This window comes from Clostridium sp. LS3 (assembly GCF_055330225.1).
Genome location: NZ_CM143921.1, coordinates 153,751 through 170,553 on the forward strand (window position 1 = coordinate 153,751; position 16,803 = coordinate 170,553).

Annotated in this window: 15 protein-coding genes and 1 riboswitch; of the genes, 14 read left to right on the plus strand and 1 reads right to left on the minus strand. The window is 28.5% G+C overall.

Annotated features, from left to right (window positions below):
• Window positions 1–96: 96 nt before the first annotated feature.
• The 3 genes from ACZJV1_RS00710 to ACZJV1_RS00720 all read left to right on the plus strand — a co-directional run bounded on the left by ACZJV1_RS00710 (window position 97) and on the right by ACZJV1_RS00720 (window position 2,733).
• The gene (locus tag ACZJV1_RS00710; protein ID WP_463651124.1) at window positions 97–1,374 is read left to right on the plus strand and encodes a CapA family protein; all 1,278 of its coding nucleotides are present in this window, start codon (window positions 97–99) and stop codon (window positions 1,372–1,374) included.
• Window positions 1,375–1,392: 18 nt separating this feature from the next.
• Complete coding sequence (nrdG, locus tag ACZJV1_RS00715) at window positions 1,393–1,902, plus strand: anaerobic ribonucleoside-triphosphate reductase activating protein (RefSeq protein ID WP_463651125.1); 510 nt, start codon at window positions 1,393–1,395, stop codon at window positions 1,900–1,902.
• Between the two features lie 69 nt (window positions 1,903–1,971).
• Window positions 1,972–2,073, plus strand: a riboswitch (purine riboswitch).
• An 87-nt stretch (window positions 2,074–2,160) separates the two neighbouring features.
• Window positions 2,161–2,733: a xanthine phosphoribosyltransferase gene (locus tag ACZJV1_RS00720; RefSeq protein ID WP_463651126.1), complete on the plus strand. Its 573-nt coding sequence runs from the start codon at window positions 2,161–2,163 to the stop codon at window positions 2,731–2,733.
• Between the two features lie 73 nt (window positions 2,734–2,806).
• On the opposite strand, the gene ACZJV1_RS00725 is transcribed toward ACZJV1_RS00720, so the two are convergent.
• Window positions 2,807–4,819 (minus strand): penicillin-binding transpeptidase domain-containing protein, encoded by a 2,013-nt coding sequence (locus ACZJV1_RS00725; RefSeq protein ID WP_463651127.1) that lies wholly within the window; start codon window positions 4,817–4,819, stop codon window positions 2,807–2,809.
• Between the two features lie 410 nt (window positions 4,820–5,229).
• Between ACZJV1_RS00725 and ACZJV1_RS00730 the strand changes: the two genes are divergently transcribed.
• The 11 genes from ACZJV1_RS00730 to hypE all read left to right on the plus strand — a co-directional run bounded on the left by ACZJV1_RS00730 (window position 5,230) and on the right by hypE (window position 16,498).
• A complete protein-coding gene (locus ACZJV1_RS00730; RefSeq protein WP_463651128.1) occupies window positions 5,230–6,705 on the plus strand; it encodes a leucyl aminopeptidase in 1,476 nt (491 codons plus the stop codon).
• A gap of 263 nt (window positions 6,706–6,968) precedes the next feature.
• Window positions 6,969–8,036 carry an SIR2 family protein gene (locus ACZJV1_RS00735; protein ID WP_463651129.1) on the plus strand — a complete coding sequence of 356 codons (1,068 nt, stop codon included), beginning with the start codon at window positions 6,969–6,971 and terminating at the stop codon, window positions 8,034–8,036.
• A gap of 263 nt (window positions 8,037–8,299) precedes the next feature.
• On the plus strand, window positions 8,300–9,115 hold the full coding sequence (locus tag ACZJV1_RS00740) for a hydrogenase small subunit (protein ID WP_463652134.1): 816 nt from the start codon (window positions 8,300–8,302) through the stop codon (window positions 9,113–9,115).
• A 15-nt stretch (window positions 9,116–9,130) separates the two neighbouring features.
• Window positions 9,131–10,537: a nickel-dependent hydrogenase large subunit gene (locus tag ACZJV1_RS00745; RefSeq protein WP_460288497.1), complete on the plus strand. Its 1,407-nt coding sequence runs from the start codon at window positions 9,131–9,133 to the stop codon at window positions 10,535–10,537.
• Window positions 10,537–11,016: a hydrogenase maturation protease gene (locus tag ACZJV1_RS00750; protein WP_463651130.1), complete on the plus strand. Its 480-nt coding sequence runs from the start codon at window positions 10,537–10,539 to the stop codon at window positions 11,014–11,016. The genes ACZJV1_RS00745 and ACZJV1_RS00750 overlap by 1 nt, the downstream gene beginning before the upstream one ends.
• The gene (locus tag ACZJV1_RS00755; protein WP_460288495.1) at window positions 11,009–11,293 is read left to right on the plus strand and encodes a hydrogenase maturation nickel metallochaperone HypA/HybF; all 285 of its coding nucleotides are present in this window, start codon (window positions 11,009–11,011) and stop codon (window positions 11,291–11,293) included. The genes ACZJV1_RS00750 and ACZJV1_RS00755 overlap by 8 nt, the downstream gene beginning before the upstream one ends.
• Window positions 11,253–11,918, plus strand: coding sequence for a hydrogenase nickel incorporation protein HypB (hypB, locus tag ACZJV1_RS00760; protein ID WP_463651131.1), 666 nt, complete (start codon window positions 11,253–11,255; stop codon window positions 11,916–11,918). The genes ACZJV1_RS00755 and hypB overlap by 41 nt, the downstream gene beginning before the upstream one ends.
• Window positions 11,919–11,926: 8 nt before the next feature.
• The gene (gene hypF / locus ACZJV1_RS00765; protein WP_463651132.1) at window positions 11,927–14,209 is read left to right on the plus strand and encodes a carbamoyltransferase HypF; all 2,283 of its coding nucleotides are present in this window, start codon (window positions 11,927–11,929) and stop codon (window positions 14,207–14,209) included.
• Between the two features lie 4 nt (window positions 14,210–14,213).
• The gene (locus ACZJV1_RS00770; protein ID WP_460288492.1) at window positions 14,214–14,447 is read left to right on the plus strand and encodes a HypC/HybG/HupF family hydrogenase formation chaperone; all 234 of its coding nucleotides are present in this window, start codon (window positions 14,214–14,216) and stop codon (window positions 14,445–14,447) included.
• Window positions 14,444–15,472, plus strand: coding sequence for a hydrogenase formation protein HypD (gene hypD, locus ACZJV1_RS00775; protein WP_463651133.1), 1,029 nt, complete (start codon window positions 14,444–14,446; stop codon window positions 15,470–15,472). The genes ACZJV1_RS00770 and hypD overlap by 4 nt, the downstream gene beginning before the upstream one ends.
• 21 nt (window positions 15,473–15,493) lie before the next feature.
• Entirely contained in the window at window positions 15,494–16,498 is a 1,005-nt protein-coding gene (hypE, locus tag ACZJV1_RS00780) for a hydrogenase expression/formation protein HypE (protein ID WP_463651134.1), read from the plus strand.
• Window positions 16,499–16,803: the final 305 nt, after the last annotated feature.

Here is a 16,803-nt window from a genome sequence, read left to right on the forward strand (position 1 = left end):
AGAATACATGCAATTTTTTTTGCCTAATAGTATGTTTACTTTACACTTAATGTTATATAATTAAGTTAAAAAATGTAAAATAAGGGGATATTTATGATGAGCAGAAGAAAAGTTTTAATTTTATTAATGGTCACAATTATTGTAATAATATCAGGAATATTTTGCATACCTAAATTTCAGGTATTATTAAGTAAACATAACACTATTTTAGAAAAATCAGATAATGAAAATCTAGACAAGGATATAGAGAAAGATGTTATTAAAAAGGAAGATAATATAAAAGCTATTGAAGTGGTTGCAACAGGAGACTTTTTAATACATAAGGAGATATTAGAAACCCAGTATAATAATAAAGATAACACATATGATTTTAAAAATACTATTCAATATGTAAAAAATTATCTAAATGATGCTGATTTAACTATTGCAAATTTGGAGGGAACCCTTTCTGGTATTGAGAATTATGGCTATTCAGGCTATCCAAGTTTTAATGCACCAGACGAATTGGCTGATGCAATGAAATGGGCTGGAGTAGATGTAGTTAATAGTATGAATAATCACTCCTTAGATAGAGATGTAAGAGGCTTTAATAGAACTAGAGGGATCTTAAAAGATAGAAATTTTGATATAATAGGAACAAGAGGAAATACTAATGAAAATAGGTATACAATAAAAGGTGTTAATGGTATTAAAATTGGGATTATCTCTTATAGCTACACTATGACGGCTGATGGGGGAGCTAGAGGATTAAATGGAGCAGTTATTCCTCAGGATATATATCCATTAATGAATACATTTAGAGAAGATACATTAGATTTAGATTTACAAGAAATGAAGGATCAGATAAATGATATGAGAAGCTCTGGAGCAGAGGTTATAATTTTTTATATGCATTGGGGAGATGAATATGAGCTAGAGCCAAATAATACTCAAAAGAAGATTGCTCAATTTTTAGCTAATGAAAAAGTAGACATAATATTTGGTACTCATCCACATTCATTACAACCTATAGATATTTTAAAGTCTATTGATGGTACTAAAGAAACAGCAGTTATATATTCCATGGGAAATTTTCTGTCTAGCCAAAGAACCGAAAGAATACAAAATCCATATACAGAAGATGGTGTTATAGTATCAGTAAAAATAAGCAAGAATATAGATAAGAATGAAATAAAAGTAGAATATCCAACATATATACCAACTTGGGTTAATTGGTATGATAAAGATGGAAAGTTATTTTATGAAGTTGTTCCATCAACTATTAATAATGCTGAGTATTTAACAGAAGAAGGTAAAGTAAGAGTAGTAGAATCCTTTAATAGAACTAAAGGAATAATAGAGAATTATAATGATAAAATAAAACTAAGAGAATAGAAGAAGGGGATGTTATATATGAAAGGTAGTATAAGGCTTTCTGGTATAGCTTATGAAAGTTTAGTTAATGGGCCTGGAATAAGAAGAGTATTTTTCTCTCAAGGATGCAAACATAACTGTGAGGGCTGTTTTAATCCTGATACTCATGATTTTAATGGTGGAGAAGAAAAAAATATTGATAGTCTTATTGAAGATGTACTAAATAATCCTATTATTAAAGGAGTAACATTTAGTGGAGGAGATCCTTTTGAGAGAGCAGAAGAGTTTGCATATATGGCTAAAAAATTTAAGGAAAACAACATTAATGTATGGAGTTATACAGGATATACATTTGAGTATATAATTAATAACTTGAGTGCTAAAAATGGATGGAGAGATCTAATTGAAACCATAGATGTTTTAGTAGATGGTAGATTTGAAAAAGATAAGTTAAAAGATGGATTAAGATTTAGAGGTTCTACCAATCAAAGAATAGTAGATGTTAAAAAAAGCTTATATGAAAATAAATTATATACATTAGATTATTAATACCATTGGTTAAAACTTGTAATTTGAATAGTTTATTGATATTTTTTATATATGAGTGCTATAATAAATCAAAAAGATATAAATAGTATTCGTATATGCTTGAAAATATGGTTCAAGTGTTTCTACTAGGAAACCGTAAATATCCTAACTACGAAATTCAATTGTTGCCATGTATTTATTTGGCTTTATTACATGAATTGCTAAGGAAGACAAGCTTTTGAGAATACTATATCATTAAGTAATAAAGGGGATAATTATATGGAAAAGTTAAAAGAAAAAATCCTAAAAGAAGGAAAAGTTAGAGAAGGAAATATATTAAAAGTAGATTGTTTTTTAAATCACCAGATGGATATAAGGTTTTTAAATGAGGTTGGACAAGAGTTTAGAGAAAGATTTAATGGACAAAAAATAGATAAAATACTAACAATTGAAGCTTCAGGAATTGGTATAGCAGCTATAGCATCTCAATATTTTGACTATGTTCCAGTAGTTTTTGCAAAGAAAACTGAAAGTTTAAACTTAGATAAAGAGGTATATGAATCAGAGGTCCATTCCTTTACAAAAAACAAGACTTATAAAGTTAGGGTTGGAAAACAATTTATAAATGAAGGTGAAAACATACTAATAATAGATGACTTCTTAGCCAAGGGTTGTGCTGCTAAAGGGATGATAGATATAGTAAAACAATCATGTGCTAACTTAATTGGAGTTGGAATAGTTATAGAAAAAGGCTTCCAAGAAGGAAGAGGCGTTTTAGAAGATATGGGAGCTCGTGTTGAATCACTAGCTATAATTGATAAATTTGAGGATAATAAGGTAATATTTAAATAATATATAGACTAATAATTAAAAATAATTTTAATAAAAAGCAGTATATAGTGTTTGTCTATATACTGCTTTATTTCTATCTATTTAGATAATATTCCATAATATTTCTTACTTTAGGAACAGTTACGTGGCTATGCCCTCTATCTTTAACATCTTCAATAATCATTGATAAGGAAATTTTAGATGTATCTGGATCAACAGATACGAACCAACCATTTTCAGTTCCAGTAGTATCATCTTGAGATTTTTTTATTTCAGCAGTACCTGTTTTACCTGCCACTCTAAATCCTGGGACAGCCCCATCTGGAATAGTTGCACCAACATCATTTATTAAAGCAGTAAAGGAATTTATTAATGTAGGCAGATTATCTTTTGATATAGCACCTTGTTTCCAAACTTTTGCTTCAGAATTTTCACTTGTTACCAACCTTGGTTGCATTATATCTCCATTGTTAGCTAAAGAACTGTAGGCTAAAGCTACATGCAAAGGTGTAACCATTATTTCCCCTTGTCCATATCCTGTATCAGCTAATAAAATTTCCCTACTTAAAGCACCATCATTAGAAATTTGTGATTCTTGCATAGGATATTCAAATTCTAACTTTTCGCCAATACCAAAGTTTTTAATTCCATTTATAAACTTATCACTACCTAGTTCTAAAGCTACTTGTCCAAAATAAATATTATCTGAGTGATTAACCGCATCTTTTAAATTTTCAGGCTTACCAGGATCAGTTACTCTAGTAATTTTGAAGTCACCCCAAGAACTATCCTTTTGCCATTCTAATCCTTTAATATCTCTTGTTTGATTTGGATCTATAACTTTATTTTCTAATCCTATTGCAGAAGTTATTAATTTCATAGTTGATCCAGGAGAATATATTTTATTAAATCTATTTATTTCATCAGCGTTATTAGTCTCTTCCCATTTGGCTTTTTGAGTTTTGGTTACATAGGTTGTAAAGACATTAGAATCAAAAGAAGGGGCACTAACCATAGCTAATACTTCTCCGGTTTTAGGGTTAACAGCTGTAGCGGCTCCTTTTTCACCAGTCATTTCACTGTATATCTTGCTTTGAAGAGCTGAGTCTATAGAAGTTTTAATATCTTTTCCATCTTCTCCTTCTTTATTAGCAATAGTAATTTTTTCTTTTCCTCTTTCTATATATATTTCAGCTGAATCTTTTCCTCTTAAAGTTTCTTCATAAACTTGTTCTAATCCAGCTTTACCTATAAGACTTGTATCACTATATCCTTTACCTTTATTAGCTTCTAATTCTTCTGCAGTTATACTTCCAATATAACCAATTAATCTGCCAAAGGCTTCTCCACCAGTATAGACTCTACCAGCTTTTTGTTTTATTAATATTCCTTCATTGTCTATACTTAAAACCTTAGCTATTTTAGAATCATCTGGTAATATATCTACTAAAGGAACAAAGTGCTCAGGATCAGTATTTTGATTAAGTTTACTTTTTATATTTTCTTCACTTATATCTAGAATATTTGCAATTTCAGTTATTTTAGCATCTACATTTGATAAATTAAACTTTGCAGGATAAATCCCTATTGTTTTAAGAGTGCCATCTTGTGCTAATGGGTTTCCATCTTTATCTAATATACTTCCTCTTTTTGAAAGAGAGGTATTTACTCTTACTTTATCCTCTTTAGCCATTTGAGGAAAAATCAAACTTTCATCCCATTTAATTTTATATTCTTTATCTTCTTTAACTAAAACTAATTTGTAATCTGTAAGTTCAATGGCTCCAGCTATTGTATTCATTTTTAATTTAAATGGAATAGTTATGATACCATCAGATTTTTCTTTATCACCATTAACTTCTAGTGATAAATTATTAGCATCTATGGCAGAAAATATATTAGTATATCGTTTAATAAAATCTTCCTCAGATATGTTTGATTTTGAATCACTAGTTAGCATTTCATACATACCTTTATAATCACTTTGAACCCATTTATCAGAGTAAGTATCAAGGGATTTTTGTGCTTTATCTAATTTAGAACATCCGTTAATTAATACTATTAATGATAATAATATAGGTAATATAATAAGTTTTTTAATTTTCATTAAATTCATCTACCTTTCTTAAAATATTCAGTTATTATAAATTATAGCATTAATTGGATATAGTTACATAATATTATTTACTTAACAGAATTAAAATATTATTAACTAAGAAATTTAAAAAATTATTGAGTTTTTGATGATATATTTAAATAGAAATTTAGATTAGAGTATTTATTTGCAAAGTAAAAAAGCGCCGAAGCGCTTTATAAATAAATGGGGGATGGGACCTGTATTAAACAGGTTTTGTATCTACATTAGTATTATTTACACAAATAAAATTTTTATACAGAAAATTTAAAAAAATTTTTTAGAATAAAATATTTTTTCAAACAAATAATAATTGTTATCCATTGAATAGATTTTATAATAATGGTATTATGATTAAAAGACAATTAACGTGAGGTGATAAAATGAATATATCATATAAAAGTTTAACTTGTTCAACTGCTGATGCTCTAGTTATATATTTACTAGAAGATAACCTTAGAGTTTCAAATGATGAACTAAATAAAAATATAAAATTTGCAGAAGATAAAGAATTATTTAAAGGAAAAAATGGAGAATTATATACATTTACTAGAGAAGTTAATGATAATATACAAACTGTAATATTAGTTGGATTAGGAAAAGAAGAAAATTTAACTTTAGACAATATAAAAGCTGCTACAGGTAAGGGAATTAAAAAGAGTAAAGAATTAAAAATTAATAATATATTCTTAAGAGTTCCACATACAGAGTCTATAAAGCTAGAGGAAATTATAAAATCTATGGCTTGTTCTGCTAAATTAGCTAACTATACATTTAATAAATACAAGACAGATGCTAAGGAAGAAAAAGAGCTTAACGTATCTATATCAAGATGTGGAATAAAAGAAGCTACTAAGGAAATAGAAGAGGCTATTAATGAAGGTAAAGAAATAGCAGATGGAATCATAATTGCTAGAAACTTAGTTAATGAGCCATCAAATATTATTTATCCAGAAACTTTAGCTAAAAAGGTAGTTGAGTTAGGTGATGAAAGTGGATTTGAAGTAGAAGTTCATGGAGTAGATAAAATTAAAGAATTAAAAATGGAAGCATTCTATAATGTTGCTAAGGGATCTGCAAAAGAACCAAAGCTTATAGTTATGAGATATTTCGGAGATAAAGACAATAATGATAAGGTTATTGGATTAGTAGGTAAGGGTTTAACTTACGATTCAGGTGGATACTCAATAAAGCCAACGGATAGCATGATGGATATGAAAAATGATATGGGTGGAGCAGCTTCAGTTATAGGAGCGATGTCAATTATTGCAAAAAGACAATTAAAGATAAATGTAATTGCAGTTGTTGCAGCATGTGAAAACTTAATATCTGGAGAAGCTTACAAGCCAGGTGAAGTAATAGGATCTATGGCTGGTAAGACTATAGAAATAGTTAATACAGATGCTGAGGGTAGATTAACTTTAGTTGATGCAGTTCATTATATAATTAACAATGAAAAGGTTGATGAAGTTATAGATTTAGCTACATTAACAGGTGCTGCATTAGTTGCTCTAGGTGAAACTACAACAGCAGTTGTTACAAATAATGATGAATTCTATGGAGAGCTTAAATCTGCTTCAGAATACACTGGAGAAAAGATTTGGCAATTACCAGCTTTTGATGAATATAAAAAAATAATTAAATCTGATATAGCAGATTTAAAAAATAGTGGTGGAAGATTTGCAGGAACAATAACAGCTGGGTTATTTATAGAAGCATTTGTTCAAGACAAACCTTGGTTACACTTAGATATAGCTGGAACAGCTTGGGCATCAAAAAACAGTGATTTAGGAGTAAAAGGTGGAACAGGAACTCCAGTTCATACATTATATGAATTAATAAAGAGAAGAAGTAAGTAATTATAATTGAGAATCACTATAAAATAGAGATTTTGGCAATTTAAAATAAACTCTATAGAACAGACTATTTAAAAAGTCTACTCTATAGAGTTTTTTATATTTAGAAGCTTAATCTAAAGATTTTGTTATAATATTAATAGAAAAATTAATATAGCTAATAAAGTGATTAGTACTTAGAGAATTTAAATCTAATAAATTATAATATATTAAATAATAAAATATAAATGCTTAATAAAATTACGAAAGGAGAATTTGCTAGAAAAATGGATAATGAAAATAAAAGTACGTTTAATAATAAAGAGTTAACTAATAGTGAGAATTATTTTGAGTCATTAGTTTTAAATGCTATATTAAGTGAAAATGATGATAATTGGAAAAAAGTAAGAGAAGAAAGAATAAAAGAGCTTAAGGATATTTATAAAAGAGATAAATTGGTATTATTCCTGGGAGCAGGAATATCTAAAGAAGCTGGAATAAGCGATTGGAATGATTTGATGTCAGACTTATTAATATTTATGATAATGAATAAGTTAAAAGAAAAAAGTATTAGAATTTCTCCTAAAGAAGCAGATTTTCTTATAAAAAAAATGAAAGAAACAAATAATAAATCACCTTTATTGCAATCAGCATTTATAAAGGCTTCATTAGGAGATTCCTTTGAAGAAAATTTAGCTAACTTACTTTATAAAAATATTAATAATGGAAAGGGAACTTCAGAACTATTAAATAGTATTTCAAGGTTATGTTTAACAAGGAAAAATGGAACTGGAATAAAAGCTATTGTTACATATAATTTTGATGATTTATTAGAAGAAAACTTTAACAAATATAATATACAATATGACTCATTATATAGTGAATTAGATTATACAACTTCATATAAATTGGGAATTTATCATGTACATGGGTTCTTACCTCGTAATCCTAATAAATATCAGCGACTATCTGAAGGATTATTGGTATTTTCAGAAGATAGATATCATAGCCTTTATAATGATCCTTATTCATGGACTAATATAACACAATTAAACTTTTTAAGGGAAAACACTACATTAATGCTTGGGCTATCCTTAACTGATCCTAATTTAAGAAGACTTTTATCAATAAGCAATAGAAAGAATAAGATGAAAAAGCATTATGCAATTATGAGAAAAAAAGATTTTAAGAAATCTCCAGAGGATGATAATATAAAAGGCGATATTCTTAAATCGTTTAATATTATAAATAATGATTTATATGAAAAATCCTTTGAGCAATTAGGAATAAGTATTATATGGGTAGAAGATCATGATGATATACCTGCTATAATAGATAGCATTAGATCTGTGTAGAATAAAACTAGGTAAAATATATCTTTATGATTTATTGTTAAATAAACTAAGAATTAATTATAATAATGCATAATTTAATATTTGTAAGTATAGTAGGAAGATTTACACTTGTAAGGTCTTCTTATTTTTTATTAAAAATAAAGTTATCTTGAATTTAGCCGTATAAAGTATAGTCATAAAATTATTAAAATAGGAATAAAGTTTATAAAACAATAAATATAGAAGGTGTGACATTGGCGAAGAAAAGATGTCCAAGAGAAGTAATAGCTTCAACTTTAAGTAGAATACAAGATAATAGCTTAAAAAAGATAAATCTTATTTGGTTAGAGGCTTGTGGCTGCTCAGGAAATATTATTTCACTTTTAGATGCTAATACTCCAGATATACCGTATTTATTAACTCAGATAGTAAATATGACTTACAATAATAGTATTATGGGAGCAGAAGGGCAGAGAGCTTTTGAGAAATTTCTTGAAACATTAGACACTGAATTTATTTTAGTTGTAGAAGGAGCTGTAACATCAAGAGATAATGGGTTTTATAATATAATAGCTCAATATAATGGGAAACTTATTTCAGGGGCAGAGGCTATAACACTTGCAGCGGGAAAAGCAAAGCACGTTTTAGCTGTTGGTACATGTGCATCATATGGTGGTATATCTTCAGCAAATTCTAACCCGTCTTTAAGCAAAAGCGTCTCAAATTTTTTAACTAGGGAAGTTATAAGAATTCCTGGTTGCCCTGCTAATCCTCAGTGGGTAATAAGTACTATAGCTCATCTAATTTCATATGGATTGCCAGAATTGGATTCAGAGGGTCGCCCTTTATTTTTATACGAAGAAACTATACACACTTATTGTTCTAGAAGATCATTTTTTGATAAAGGAAATTTTGCTACAAAGCTGGGGGATAAGGAGTGTATGTTTCAATTAGGGTGCAGAGGTCCAATTACAAAGACAAATTGTCCACTTAGAAAATGGAATGATAGGGTAAATTGGCCTATAGAGGATAATACACCTTGTATTGGTTGCGCAAATGAGGGGTTCCCTGACAAAATTGAGCCCTTTATAAATTTTTAATTGTGGAGAAAATATATGAGTGAAAAGATTATAATAAATCCAATTACAAGAATAAGTGGTTTTTTGCAAATAGAGGTTACTATAGAAAAAAATATAGTAACAAATGCTAGAAATACTGGATTTCTTTTTAGAGGATTTGAAGAAATGCTAAAGGGGAGATCACCATTTGACGCCATTTATTTCACTGAGAGAATATGTGGTATATGTTCAACAGCACATGGGTTTGTATCAACAGTTTCTTTAGAAAATGCTTTAAACATTACCCCAAATGAGAATGGAAGTATATTGAGACAAATAATGCATGCATGTGAGTTTTTACAAAATCATATAAGACATTTTTATCAATTTGCAATACCTGATTATGTACAAATAGATATTAAACCTGGAAATAATACTGAAGGAAGAAAATATAAATTACCAAAAGATATTAATGATAGATTGAATAATCATTATATTGAAGCTTTTAAATATAGTAGAGATGCCCATAAGATGTTAGCCATATTAGGAGGAAAGGCTCCACATAATCATGGAATTTTTGTTGGAGGTGCAACAGTTAATATCGATGTAGCAAAAGTGGTTGAACTTAAATCTATATTATATTCAATTAGAAATTTTGTTAATAATGTAATGATTGAGGATATAAATATAATTTCTAAATACTATCCTGAGGATTTTAAAAATGGAGGGGGATATGGTAACTTTTTAAGTTATGGAGCATTTGATAGTGATTTTAATGAGCCTAACGGCTATGTAAAAAGCGGAGTTATTATAAATAATTTGAGAGAGAAATTTGATATAAATAATATAAGTGAAGATATTGTCTACTCTTACTACTCAGATTCTAAGAATGTTTTAACACAGGAAGATAGAAATTGGAAACCAGACACAAATAAAAAGAATGCTTATAGCTGGGTTAAGGCAGCAAGATATAAGGGTCTTCCTATGGAAGTAGGACCACTTGCTAGACTATGGCTAAATGGGGAATATACTAAAGGAATATCTACTTTAGATAGAACTATGGCCAGAGTTATTGAAGCTAAAAGAATATGTGATATAATCGAAGATCTTTTAAATAAAGTTAAGCTTGAACCATCTGTACAAAAACAATGGGAAATACCAGAATATGCAAATGGAGTTGGAGTGAGTGATACCACGAGAGGAGCTTTGGGACATTGGGTGACAATTAAAGAAAAGAAAATTGAAAGTTATAACATAATAACACCATCATCTTGGAATATATCACCTGAAGACTCTGTAGGAAATAAAGGAGTTGTAGAGAAGGCATTAATAGGAACTTATATAGAGGATATAAAAAATCCTTCTGAAGTTGGGAGAATAATAAGATCTTTTGACCCTTGTGTTTCCTGTGCAACTCATATTATAAGTGATAAATTTAGGGATTTTAGTATGAGGGTTGTTTAATGATTAAGGTTATTGGAATAGGGAACCTATTAATGGGTGATGATAGTATATCACTTAAGATAATTGATTCAATAGAAGAAGAATTAAAGAAATTAAATTTAAGTATAGAGTGTATAAAAGCAGAAACTGATTTTAATTATGCTTTAGATAATATACAAAATGGTGACCTTCTATTTATTTTAGATAGCACACTATTAGGATTAGAATGTGGACAAATAACTAAAATTTCATTAAATGAAGCTGAAAAATATTCAAGTAATTTACTATCAATACATGGTATGAGCCTACTTTCACTAATTAATTATTCCAATACTGAAATCGAAGGTTTCATTTTAGGAATTGAGGTAGTAGAAGTAGGTTTTAGTTTAGAGATTACTAATGAGTTAAAGACAAAATTTAAAGAAATATGTAGTGAAGTCTATAAAATTATTAAAGATAATAGCTTAGAGTATATGGAAAAGGGTGAAACTAGTGCATGAATCATCAATAGCATTTGAGATATATAGCATAGTAGATGAAAATATCAAGAGATACAAGCTTAAAAATGTAAGCCTAATAATTATTAAAGTTGGTAGTTTTAATGGAATAGATGAGGAATCTCTTAAATTTGCTTTTAGAGCACTAAGTAAAGGAACAAAGTGTGAAGGTGCAGCAATAATTATAGAGGTAGTAGGGGGATTTGAACTACTTGTTGAAAGGATAGAGGGGGAAGAGGATGAAGAGTATATCAATACAAAGAAGGATACTACAATCTAATACTGAATTTGCAGAAAAAAATAGAAAGCTTCTAAAAGAAAAAGATATATTCACTATAAATATATTTGGATCTCCGGGGGCAGGAAAAACTTCAATTCTTGAAAAGATAATAAAAAATATGAAAGATACAATTTCTATTGGGGTAATAGAAGGAGATTTATATACTACAAAAGATGGAGAAAGAATAGAAGGGCAAGGTATACCTGTTGTTCAAATAAATACCTGTGGTGCATGTCACTTAGATGCTGCTATGATAGAAAATTCTATTGAAAATATGGATTTAGAAGATTTAGATTTAATTTTTATAGAAAACATAGGAAATTTAGTATGTCCTGCTTCCTATGATTTAGGAGAAGACTGTAGAATAACAGTTTTAAGTATTACAGAAGGAAATGATAAGCCACTTAAATACCCTTTTATATTCCAACAATCAGAAGCAGTTGTTTTAAATAAAATAGATATTATAAATTTTATAGACTTTAATATAGATGAGTTTTATGAAGATATTTACTCTTTAAATAAGGATATTAAGGTGTTCGTTATATCAGCTCGCAATGGGAAGGGAATAGAAGAATTATGTCATTACTTAATAGATAAGATTAATGTCAGAAGGGAGCTTTCTTAGAGAATACTATGATTAGAAAATATATATTGGTAAAGGGATTAGTACAAGGTATAGGGTTTAGACCTTTCGTATATAAAATAGCATTAAAAAATCATGTAAATGGATTTATAAAAAATAGTAGCACAGGTGTAATTATAGATGTTGAAGGAAATAAAAAATCTATATATAACTTTATAAATGATTTAAAAAATCCATCCTTAGAGCTTTTAAATATTGAGAAATTTATAATAGAAGATAGAGAATTAGTGAACTATAAAGCTTTTAATATAGAAGGAAGTATTAATGAAAGCAAGGGAATGACATTTATTACACATGATTTAGGGATTTGTAAAGATTGCTATAAAGATATTATAGATAAAAAAAGTAACAGATATTTATATCCTTTTACTAACTGTACAAACTGTGGACCAAGGTATTCAATAATAAAGTCACTTCCTTATGATAGATCATCAACAACTATGAATGATTTCAAAATGTGTAAATCTTGTAATGAAGAATATAATAATGTATTTAGCAGAAGATTTCATGCACAGCCTAATTGTTGTTATAAATGTGGACCAGAATTAGAGCTAGTTGATAAAAAAGGAAACAAAGTAGATACAGAAAATCCAATTAAAGAAACTATTAAGCTAATAAAGGAAGGGAAAATATTATCCATTAAAGGTATAGGAGGATTTCATTTAGTTTGTGATGGTAAAAATGAATATACAATAAATAACCTTAGAAAGAAAAAGAATAGATTAACGAAGCCATTTGCTTTAATGATGAAAGATATTGGAACTGTAAAAAAATATTGTTTTTTATCTATAGATGAAGAAAAAATATTGTTGAGTAATAAAAAACCTATATTGATTCTTAATAAAAAGGAAGAAATATTACCTTACAATATAGCTCTAGGTAACAAGACCTTAGGTATTATGCTTCCCTACACTCCATTGCACTATCTTCTCTTTGATGAAGATTTAGATACACTTATTATGACAAGTGCAAATATTAATGGGATGCCAATAATTTATGATAACAAAAAAGCTATAGTAGAGTTAAGTAGCATAGTAGATTATCATCTTATTAACAATAGAGATATTTACACTTCAGTAGATGACTCTGTAACTAGATTTATTTTAGAAGGGGAAAGGGTTGTTAGACTAGGAAGAGGTTATTCACCGTTATATTTAAAGGGAGAAAATTTTAAAGAAAGCCTAAGTCTTGGTTCGCATTTAAAAAATACATTTTGTTTTTGTAAGGATGAAAATATAATTTTAAGCCAATACATAGGTGATTTAGAAAATTTAGAAACCTTAAATAGATATGACGAGGCTATAGATACACTAAAAAATATTTATAATATAAATCCAAGGTTAGTAGCTTATGATTTTCATCCCAATATTTTTTCATCTGAATATCTAAAAAAATTTAAGGGGAAGAAGATAGGTGTTTACCATCATCATGCTCACATTGTTAGTGTTTTATTTGAGAATAAAATAAAAAATAAAGTTATTGGTGTTGCTTACGATGGAGCAGGTTATGGGAATGATGGAACTATATGGGGAGGGGAATTTTTATTAGCTAATTGTAAGGATTTTAAAAGAGGTGGACATTTAAATTTAGTAGCTATGCCTGGAGGAGATATAGCAGCTAGAAATCCTATTAGAATGGCTATTTCTTATCTTTACAAGACTTATGGGGATAAGGTAAAGGAAAATTTAAAAGAGATATGTAATTTAAATTATAATAAAACGTCATCTATAGAAGAAAAAGAAATTGAAATATGTATTGATATGATTAAAAAAGATATAAATTCTCCAAAAACATCAAGTATGGGACGATTGTTTGATGCAGTTGCTTATATTCTAGGTTTTAACAAAAGAGTGACCTTTGAGGGGGAAGCTGCTATTTATTTAGAAAATATAGCTTCAGGTAATAATGTAGGTAGCTATAAGTTTAGTATAGATTTTATAAATGAAAACTATATTATAAACACAGATAATATAATTACTGGAATAATTGCAGATTTAAAAAAACAAACTTCAAAGGAAGTTATTTCTATGCGCTTTCATAATACTATAATTAATTTTACATTAGATGTTTGTGAAAAGTTATCAAAGGATTATGGAATTAAAAAAGTTGCACTTAGTGGAGGAGTATTTCAAAATAAAATTCTTCTTAATGGAATATATAATGCTTTAAGAAAAAGGTCCTTTAGTGTTTATATAAATAAACAAATACCTTGTAACGATCAAGGTATTTCATTAGGTCAGCTAGTAATAGCAAATGAAAGGGAGATGAATTAAAAACATGTGTATTGCAGTTCCACTTGAGGTTATTGAAATATATAATGAGGAAGCAATGGTACATTATAATGGTGTTAGGATGAAGGTGAATATAGCTCTTTTAGATGATGTGGATATAGGAGACTACCTTCTTGTTCATTCAGGTTGTGCAATAGAAAAATTAGATAGAGAACAAGGAAAAATTACACAAGAATTATTTGATAAATTATTTAGTTCTGAATATGAAGGTGAAATATGAAAGGTTTAGAAATAGATAGGGAAATAAGAATAATGGAGATTTGCGGAACTCACACTATGTCAATTTTAAGAAGTGGAATAAAGAACATTTTACCTAATAATATAAAATTAATTAGTGGTCCAGGATGTCCTGTATGTGTAACAAGTCAAGGCTATATAGATGCAGCTATAAAGTTAAGTGAAAGAAAAGATATAATAATAACAACATTTGGGGATATGATCAATACTCCAGGAACTAATGGTTCTCTAAATCTTCAGAAAGCTTTAGGTATGGATATAAGAGTAATATATTCGCCATTAGAAGCAGTAAATGTTGCTAGAAAAAACCCTGATAATGAAGTTGTATTTTTAGCAATAGGATTTGAAACCACAGCACCAACTATTGCTCTTGCTATAGAAAAGGCTTATATGAGAAATTTAAGAAACTTTAGTGTGTTTAGTGCTTTAAAAACTATGCCTCAAGCTATTGAATATTTAATTAGTGATAAGGATGTCAAGGTAGATGGTATCATTTGTCCAGGGAATGTAGGTACTATTATTGGTGAAAGAGACTTTAGTTTTATTAGCGAAGAACTAAAAATACCATCAGTTATAGCTGGTTTTGATGACCAGGATGTTATGGCAGCCATTTATTTATTAGTAGATATGATAAGGGAAAATCAGATTAATTTAAGGAATATTTACGGCAGATTTGTTAGATATGAAGGAAATAAAAAAGCTAAAGAGTTGATGAATAAGGTTTTTGATAATTATAATGGCAACTGGAGAGGTCTTGGATTCATTGAAAATAGTGGATTACAGATTAATAGTGAATATAGTGACTATGATGCAGAAGTTAAGTTTAATATAAAAGTTAAAGAGAGTAAGGCTTTAAAAGGATGTATTTGTGAATACATAATACAGGGAAAGAAAGCTCCAGAGGATTGTAAATTTTTTTGTAATAAATGTACTCCTTCTAATCCTGTAGGAGTTTGTATGGTGTCTAGAGAGGGAACTTGTAGAATACATTATATGTATTTAAACTAATAATAAAAGAGGTTGTTGAATATGGATATTATTACTTTATCTCATGGAAGTGGTGGAAGGAAAACTAATGAACTTATTAATAAAATTTTTTATAAACATTTTAATAATGAAATACTTCTAGAGCAAGGAGATTCTAGTATAATTAAAAATTTAGGTGAGAAAATTGCTATAACAACTGATTCATATGTAATAAATCCAATATTTTTTCCAGGAGGAGATATAGGTAAATTATCCATATGTGGGACAGTAAATGATTTAGCTGTCAGTGGGGCAAAACCTCTTTATATTACAGTTGGATTTATAATTGAAGAAGGGTTAAGAATTAGTGATTTAGAGAGAATTGTTAAATCCATGGCTAAAACTGCAAAGCAATGTTGTGTTAAAATAGTTGCAGGGGATACCAAGGTAGTGGAAAGAGGTAAGGGAGATAAGGTTTATATTAATACTACAGGCATAGGCGTATTTGAAAATAATTTAAATCTATCTAGTCAAAGGATTGAAGAAGGAGATAAGGTTATTGCAAGTGGTACATTAGGAGATCATGGAATAACTATACTATGTGCGAGGGAGGAGCTAAATCTAGAGTCTGAAATACAAAGTGATTGCAATGCACTACATTTACTAGTTAGAGATATTTTAAAGGCTAGTAAAAAAGTTAAATTTATTAGGGATATTACAAGAGGTGGACTTGCTACAACTTTAAATGAAGTAATAGAAGAAAAGAGCATAAGTATATTATTAAATCAAAACTCTATCCCAGTAAGAGAGGATGTTAGCGCTATTTGTGAAATATTAGGAGTCGATCCATTATATATAGCAAATGAGGGCAAAATCGTATTGATCGTTTCAAAGGAAGATTCAGAGGGGGTTATTAAAGTCATGAAAAATAATCCTTTAGGAAAAAATGCAGCTTTAATAGGAGAAGTAGTAAAGGATGACCGAGGAAAGGTGTATTTAAAAACTAAAATTAATGGTACAAGAATATTAGGTATGTTGGAGGAAGATATTATACCTAGAATATGCTAACCCCTAGCTTGCTATAAATAAACTAGTAGGTTAATTATAATACTGATAATGTAGTACCTACCATTAAAAGAGATGCCAATGTAATAGTTAATATTTCTAGATCAAATTGTTGTTTAAAGGATATTTCAACATAAAATTCTAAGTTTGTGTTAAAGTTATGCAAAATAGTATAAAACTTTATGAATCCTTGACAACCACAGATATTTTTCAATATAATGTTAAAAATATCAAATAATATAAAACTCTTCTTAAAAACTCATGACTTCAATTTCATGACAAATAACATTATGTAGTATTTTAAAATT

What these genes read in the sequence shown, in the direction of transcription:
- ACZJV1_RS00710 (WP_463651124.1), top strand. Translation starts at nt 97, where the DNA reads ATGAGCAGAAGAAAAGTTTTAATTTTATTAATGGTCACAATTATTGTA.
- nrdG (WP_463651125.1), top strand. Translation starts at nt 1,393, where the DNA reads ATGAAAGGTAGTATAAGGCTTTCTGGTATAGCTTATGAAAGTTTAGTT.
- ACZJV1_RS00720 (WP_463651126.1), top strand. Translation starts at nt 2,161, where the DNA reads ATGGAAAAGTTAAAAGAAAAAATCCTAAAAGAAGGAAAAGTTAGAGAA.
- ACZJV1_RS00725 (WP_463651127.1), bottom strand. Translation starts at nt 4,819, where the DNA reads ATGAAAATTAAAAAACTTATTATATTACCTATATTATTATCATTAATA.
- ACZJV1_RS00730 (WP_463651128.1), top strand. Translation starts at nt 5,230, where the DNA reads ATGAATATATCATATAAAAGTTTAACTTGTTCAACTGCTGATGCTCTA.
- ACZJV1_RS00735 (WP_463651129.1), top strand. Translation starts at nt 6,969, where the DNA reads ATGGATAATGAAAATAAAAGTACGTTTAATAATAAAGAGTTAACTAAT.
- ACZJV1_RS00745 (WP_460288497.1), top strand. Translation starts at nt 9,131, where the DNA reads ATGAGTGAAAAGATTATAATAAATCCAATTACAAGAATAAGTGGTTTT.
- ACZJV1_RS00750 (WP_463651130.1), top strand. Translation starts at nt 10,537, where the DNA reads ATGATTAAGGTTATTGGAATAGGGAACCTATTAATGGGTGATGATAGT.
- hypB (WP_463651131.1), top strand. Translation starts at nt 11,253, where the DNA reads ATGAAGAGTATATCAATACAAAGAAGGATACTACAATCTAATACTGAA.
- hypF (WP_463651132.1), top strand. Translation starts at nt 11,927, where the DNA reads ATGATTAGAAAATATATATTGGTAAAGGGATTAGTACAAGGTATAGGG.
- ACZJV1_RS00770 (WP_460288492.1), top strand. Translation starts at nt 14,214, where the DNA reads ATGTGTATTGCAGTTCCACTTGAGGTTATTGAAATATATAATGAGGAA.
- hypD (WP_463651133.1), top strand. Translation starts at nt 14,444, where the DNA reads ATGAAAGGTTTAGAAATAGATAGGGAAATAAGAATAATGGAGATTTGC.
- hypE (WP_463651134.1), top strand. Translation starts at nt 15,494, where the DNA reads ATGGATATTATTACTTTATCTCATGGAAGTGGTGGAAGGAAAACTAAT.